The 6,735-nt window shown below is 46.5% G+C and carries 2 protein-coding genes and 3 pseudogenes; 1 reads left to right on the top strand and 4 read right to left on the bottom strand.

Going from position 1 to position 6,735, the window contains the following annotated elements; all coding sequences use genetic code 11:
• Positions 1 to 75 precede the first annotated feature (75 nt).
• From AB6D80_RS23695 to AB6D80_RS23710, 4 genes and pseudogenes are all read right to left on the bottom strand, one after another.
• Positions 76 to 1,008 (bottom strand): annotated as a pseudogene (locus AB6D80_RS23695) (helix-turn-helix transcriptional regulator).
• 104 nt (positions 1,009 to 1,112) lie between these two features.
• Positions 1,113 to 4,306 (bottom strand): annotated as a pseudogene (locus tag AB6D80_RS23700) (efflux RND transporter permease subunit).
• A complete protein-coding gene (locus tag AB6D80_RS23705) occupies positions 4,303 to 5,481 on the bottom strand; it encodes an efflux RND transporter periplasmic adaptor subunit (protein WP_372189799.1) in 1,179 nt (392 codons plus the stop codon). The pseudogene AB6D80_RS23700 and the gene AB6D80_RS23705 overlap by 4 nt, the downstream one beginning before the upstream one ends.
• Positions 5,471 to 6,358, bottom strand: a complete 888-nt coding sequence (locus AB6D80_RS23710; RefSeq protein WP_372189801.1) for an ABC transporter six-transmembrane domain-containing protein — start codon at positions 6,356 to 6,358, stop codon at positions 5,471 to 5,473. The genes AB6D80_RS23705 and AB6D80_RS23710 overlap by 11 nt, the downstream gene beginning before the upstream one ends.
• A gap of 194 nt (positions 6,359 to 6,552) precedes the next feature.
• On the opposite strand from AB6D80_RS23710, the pseudogene AB6D80_RS23715 reads away from it, so the two are divergent.
• Positions 6,553 to 6,735 (top strand): annotated as a pseudogene (locus AB6D80_RS23715) (hypothetical protein); the annotation flags it as partial.

A 6,735-nucleotide genomic window follows, 5' to 3' on the forward strand; every position in this document is an offset into this window, starting at 1 on the left:
GGATTATCTGCTAACTGCAAGATCGTTCAAGTCTTCTTAAACGATCGGCATTACCTCAATTGAGGAGCCTTTTTATTATTCGTTGTCTTGGGTCGTTAAGATGGGCAACTGGAATGAGAAGGTCACGCCTTCAACATCATCCATATCGATCTGACGAATCATCTCTACCAAATAACCTTGCACATCTAACTTCAAACCTTGTTGCTCAACCGCCTTAAACAGAGCTTCTAACGCTGTGCTGTACGCCACATCTGAAACCAGATAAACGTCGCTGCATAAGTAGTAGCCTTCAGGAATGGTCATATCATAACGATCTTTCGCGACTTGCCAATTTCCAATTTCAGCGTCGATGTCGTCCCATTTATTATTCATTTGCTTGATCGGCGTAGTGCCCATCAAGTGAGTCGACTTCTGACCATAGATTTCAAATACCGTGTCCCAATCAGGATCTTCCAACTTAAGCTTTTGCATGCCGCGTTCTGGATACCAAACTAGCTCGATCGGCATAGACTTAACTAGCTCTTTCTCCATAGAAGACTGCACACCTGGATGTGCTAATTTCTGGATGAATTCTGCCGTTTCCTTAGGTGTCGCGTTATAGCCCATTTCTCGAATATGTTTTGCTGTAACACCGAGCTCACGCTTGAGCGCCTTACCTAATGACTGTGACGATGAGTAGCCACAATACTGAGCAATTTCAATCACGCTCCACGGCTCATCATTGATCAACAAACCGACCGCGATTTGTAACCGAACACGGCTTAGATACTAGCCAGGAGTTTCATTAAACAACTCGGTAAACTGACGATGAAAGTGATAAGGCGAAATCGCGCTCTCTGTTGCAATTTCTTCCCACGTACGACGCTCACCCCACTCTTCATGCATCAAGGTCAATGCATGCGTAAAGCGTTTTTGAAGGTGCTCTGGCAAAGATTCAATCAATGTAATCTCAGGCACCAGTTTAAAATCTGGTTCTAAATGCAAAGCAGGTTTATTCTCTTGCGTCATACAGTCTTAGGTCTCTGGTACATTGGCTTTAGTCTTACTGTCGGTTAGCTTCGCTGAATTGGAGAGCTTGGCTTCACTATCGTCTTTGTCCTTTATAAAATCAATCACGAGCGCTCCAAAGTGAGTTCTTCTAATGAATCTTGTTCGTCCGCTTCTTTTTCAATTAGATTTTCAACTAGCGGGGGCTTGCGGCAAAACAGGCCAAGCAACACGGGAATCAAAATCAGAGTTACCGCAGTGGCAAACAGCTCGCCAAACACCAAAGATACTGCCGCTGGTTTCAAGTATTGCGCCTGCTCTGCGGTTTCGCTTAGCAATGGCAACAATCCACACACCGTTGTAATGGTGGTCAAGAAAATCGCCCTCAAGCGGCTAGTACCCGCAATGACTAACGCTTGCTGTAACGGCACCCCTTGGCGGTATTCAGCGCTAAAACGAGTAATCAACACCAACGAATCATTAATCACGATGCCTGTCATGGCCATCATTCCAAACAACGATAGAATACTGATGGGTAAGTCCATCAAGTAGTGACCAAAAATCGCGCCCGCAAAACCAAACGGGATTACCGCCATGATGATCAGCGGCTGCCAGTAAGATTTCAAAGGCACAGCCAACAAGGTGTAGATCATCAACAACGTCAGAATCATCGCTGATTTAAAGCCATCCGACACTTCCCCTATCTCTTCAAACTCACCGCCCGCTTTGATGATTACGCTTTGATGATTACGCTTGGATATTGTAGGTGCAGAGATTCAATCGACTCTTCGAGTTGCTCACGTGTTTTCTCTGGTGATTGTAGGTCGCGGTTCTGCTTCCAATACAGGTTGATCACTTGCTCTCGGTCGCGGCGGTAAACCACTTGCGGTTCTTGCTCATGACGAAACTCAGCAATATCCCCCATCATCACACTTCCGCCATTAGGTAACATGATAAGTGCCTGTTGTAGCTGAGCTAAGGTTCTGCGCTCCTTTCTCGGATATTGCAGAAGCACCTTGGTCTCTTGCCCATTTTCTAACAGGCGATGCACTTCTCTTTCGCCAAACGCTTCGCCTGCTAACTGAGCCAGTTTCGCTTGAGTTAACCCAAGCTGCTGACCATATTGATTCAATACCAAGCGAACTTGCGGTAAACCATCCTGACCGTCGTCGTAAACATCCGATACGCCTTTCAACGAAGCCAAAGTGTCCGCTAGCTCCTCGCTAACGAGAGAAGCAAGCTCACGATCATTGGAAGAGATCGTTAAGAATGTTCCACCAGCAGGCTCCTCTGCCGCGCTGAACTTAACCGAGTAAGCGCCTTCAATTTTCCCAGTGCTTTCGCGCCATCGCTTCAGCAGTAAATTGCCCGGCAACAAGCTTAAAGATTCAGAAGTAAGCTCTGCGGTGACTTCCATTTCGCCATAACCATCAGACCAAGCAAGCAGATTCACAACAGGCTTATCTTGTAATGGGTAATCTTCCATCAAGCCTTTTTCTACTTGTGTCATTGCTTGCTCAACTTGCAACAAGGCTTGGCGCTGTAAAGGCAGTGGCGCGCCATCTTCCAATTCAATAACCGCGGTGATGTAACGCCCCGGAATTTCAGGGAACAATGCACTGCGAATCGCACCGTTAGACCACATGCCATAAGCCAGGGAGATAACCGCAACAAACCCAAGCAGAGACGCAACTTTGTAACCAAGTGCAAACTCCAATACTGGCTTGTAGATGTTGAGATTAACCCACTGCAACCCGCCTTGAGCAGCATTCTGAACCTTGGCGAACAAACCCGTTGATGGCGTTTTCACAGAAAGCTGAGCCAAGTGTGACGGCAAAATAAACTTGCTTTCGATAAGCGAGAATATCAGTGCAAAAATCACCACAGCCGAAAACCCAGCCAGCACTTTGGCTAGCTCGTTATTAATCCATAACATTGGAGAAAACGCAGCGATGGTTGTGATCACACCAAACACGGTAGCCACTGATACTGAATTAACGCCCTGCCAAGCGGCTGTCTTTCCGTTTATATTAGAGGGGTCGTTTATATTTGAGGAACCATTGATATTAGAAGAATAGCCGACGTTCCCCGTCCGTTTTTCATGTATCGCTTCACCTACAACAACTGCATCGTCCACCAGCACACCGAGAACCAAAATAAAGCCAAATAGAGTGATGTCGTTGATGCTGTAGTTGAACAACTGCATTGCTGCCAACGTTCCAGTCAGCGCAATTGGAATACCCATTGCGACCCAAAAGGCGAGCCTGATTTCAAGAAAGATCCCAAGTAGAACTACGACGATCAATAACCCTTGCCATGCATTCTCACTCAAACGAAATAGCTGCTCTTCAATGTAAGGTGCCATGTCGGCCATGGTATTCAACTCAATATCCGACGGCAAAATCGCGCGTTGGGCATTTAGTGTTTCACTGATCGCTTCACTGACTTTGAGCAGGTTGTCGGTTTGGCTAGTACTGACCAGTAATGCAATGGCGTTAGAACCGTTATTACGTACGATGGAGCCGCTGTATTGGTAACCACGACTTAACTTGGCGATGTCTCCCAGTAGTATTTTTCCGTTGCTTCCTGAAATCACCACAAGTTGGTTCAACTTCTGTAAATCATCGGCATAACCGTCACCACGAATCACCATTCGGCCTTTGTCGCTAATTAACTCTCCGCTACGAGTCTCAAGAGAACGCTGCTCAACTAAACCTGCAAGATCTTCCAAGCTGAGCCCCAACGCTTTCAGTTGGTCAGGATCGGGTTCGATAACCAGTTGAGATGTGCGAGTTCCCCAATTTGATACCTTCGAGATACGCGGATTCTTCTTCAGTGCTTGTTCAAGTTGCTTGGCGATGGGTTGCAGTTCGTCATCGGTTCTTGGCCCAGACACCACCACAAACGCCGCCAAATTGGTAAATTCGTTTCGCACAACTTGTGGTCTGTCCGCTTGCACGGGAAAACCATTGATCGCGTTGACTTGATTACGAATGTCGTCCAGAAGCTTGTCTAAATCTGTGCTGCTGGTTTTACGAACCATGACCTGAGAAATCCCAGCACTCGACTGACTGGTGATCTGTTTGATGCCTGCAATACCACTGATTGACTCTTCGATTCGCTGCGTAACACTCTCATCGATCTGTTGCGCCGTACCGCTAGGGTAAGTAACGCTGATACTGATGGAAGACGGTGCTATTTGTGGGAACGACTCGACACGCAATTGTCCAAACGCAAGCACACCACTGATAACAATCGCCATCATCAATAAATTGGCAGCAACAGGGTTATTGATAAACCATTTGGTCATCCAACTCATTGGTTTACCTCCTCAATCTGTTCATCGTCAGATTGGCTCGCGATCATGGATTCTGAACGATCATCTTGATAAAAGTTAGGCTCGACTTGCTTACCAATTAACATTGAAGAAAGCGGATATTGCACCACTCTGCGAACCTGTTCACTTTGCTGATTAAACCGAATATCGAGCACCTGATTACCTTGCCCAATCAGGGATACCGACTCTTTACGTAGACGATCATTGCTGTCTAACGTCCACACATATCCGTCTCGTGTCATCGCACTTAAAGGTACACTGACTACGTTATCCTTCAGCCCTAGATTAACCACAGCCTGAACCTGTTGATTTGGAAACAATCTTGGCTTGCTTTGATAAGGCGCCTCAACCGAAAGCACAACTTGTCTTTGGCGAGTGACCGAGTCAACTTGCGGAGACACATAGCGCACCTTTGCAGGCCACTGATTCCCAGAGCGGTTCACCACCATGATACTTGGCTCAGTCAGAGCGGCTTGGACTTGTTGCCAATGCATTTCAGAGATAGGCAACTCAATATCAATCGAATCACTGGCAGCCAATTCAAAGGTCACTTGCCCCGCCTCTATCCACTCTCTCGGGCTAATATGGCGTTTCATGATCACCGCATTAAAGGGGGCGGTAATCTCTGATTCCTCCAACAACTTCTGTGCACTCAGGTAAGCGTGTTTCGCTTGTTTGAGATTAGCTTTCGCTGCAAGTAATTGAGGCTCTCTACGCGCAAAAGACGAACTCGCTTTCGGATTCAGCATTTTTAACGCGACCGTTTGCTCATGCTTAGCCTGCTTCAATTCTAATCCTGCTTGTTTCAATGAGCTCAACGCCTGAGCCAAGTTCGCATCAACTGCGCTAGTATCTAACCTTGCTAACACATCGCCTTTGTTAACCAAATTCCCCGGTTCAACGCTTTCATCTAGCCATTTCAACTGTGCACTACTGGATGCTTTCAACTGCACAGGCCAACGAGCAGCAGTTACACCTAATACCGTTAGCGTTGATTGATGCTGTGATGGTGTTACCTCTAACACTGAAACTGGGGCAAGGACGGCTTCTTTCTTCACTGGCTGGGTAGCTTCAGGTTCCAATTCATCAACGACAACCAACGCGATAAAGATGGCTGCGCAACCGACTAATACAGAAAGTGGCTTTTTAAATTTCATGAGGAATCCCCTTGGTAACCTGTTGAGTGGAGGTGTGATTAAGGCGCTGACTGATTTCAGTGAGACGAGAAAGGGTTTGTAGCGTGATTGGTAGCATCACTGCGGTTTCAACAAACTCGAGTGAATAAGTGACGATGGAGAACACTTGACCAGCGGTCGGCTCAATAAGCTGACTCACCATCCATAAATTGCCGATAACCGCGCCAAATAACACGATAAAAATCAGCCCATAGACAACAGCTTCGGTATCAGACAGCTTGATTTCACACTGTTTTAGGCGTTCAAAGTGCCAACGAAGCGCTGACAAGCGAACACCACTCAGTAGTTTCACTTGCTGTTCAACTTGGTCGTTAAATTGGCCATTGAGTCGTGTAAAGGTTCGGTGGAATACGCCGTAGATAACCAGCATCGACAGCCCTGCAAACAACATGCAAAGTGCCAATGAGAAGTGAAACGTTGAGAGGATAACCACCGTCGCGACCAGCTGAACTATCGCGGTCATCAAAGTAGGCAAATCATCTTCTAGGAAATCAACCAGCTCACGAGACATGGTTAGCCGGGCGTCTTTGGTCGAAATAGACAAACCGCGCAGGTTACGCTCAACAAGGTTTGCCAGTTTTACGCGAATAGCACCATACACACGGGTATCGTAAAAACGACGAACGACACTGATGATCACCAGTACAAAAAGAATCAGTGCCAATATCATCAAAGGCTGAAAACGTTGGTTTAGCACTCCATCGATGGCGTAACCAATAAACAGTGGCAGCAGAATAAGCATCACGTTTTCAGCCAATACCATTAACCAAGTCGCGGCGACCTTTAATGGATTAAGCCGAATAATCGTCAGCAGAGAGATGGGATATTTGAATAGCATTATTGAGCCCATAAATGAATATGGCGCCAGTATTACCAATCCGACATGAAAAAAAGTGTCCCAAATTGCTGTATTAACAAATTTGACAATCGGCGGATTCGCTGTTGACCACTAAAAAGCCCGCTAGGTTACCTTTTGTTTACCTCACCTCCTGTACTGTCCTTGATAAGTAAAATGAACAACAAGGAAAGAGCATGAAATTATTCGCTTCATTACTCACGACCGTCGGTATTACTGGTGCTGTCTGGGGGCTATTACATATTCAGCCAGCAGTTGCGGATGCTTCGACGGAGCAGCCAATTAATTCGACAGCACAGCCAATTAAAAAGGTTCATCGCGGCTTTCCGGGGAAAGCCGCTTTTATCTTCAAGAAGAAG

This window comes from Vibrio sp. 10N.247.310.17, assembly GCF_041466605.1.
Lineage (GTDB): Bacteria > Pseudomonadota > Gammaproteobacteria > Enterobacterales > Vibrionaceae > Vibrio > Vibrio tasmaniensis_A.

What these genes read in the sequence shown, in the direction of transcription:
- AB6D80_RS23705 (WP_372189799.1), bottom strand. Translation starts at nt 5,481, where the DNA reads ATGAAATTTAAAAAGCCACTTTCTGTATTAGTCGGTTGCGCAGCCATC.
- AB6D80_RS23710 (WP_372189801.1), bottom strand. Translation starts at nt 6,358, where the DNA reads ATGCTATTCAAATATCCCATCTCTCTGCTGACGATTATTCGGCTTAAT.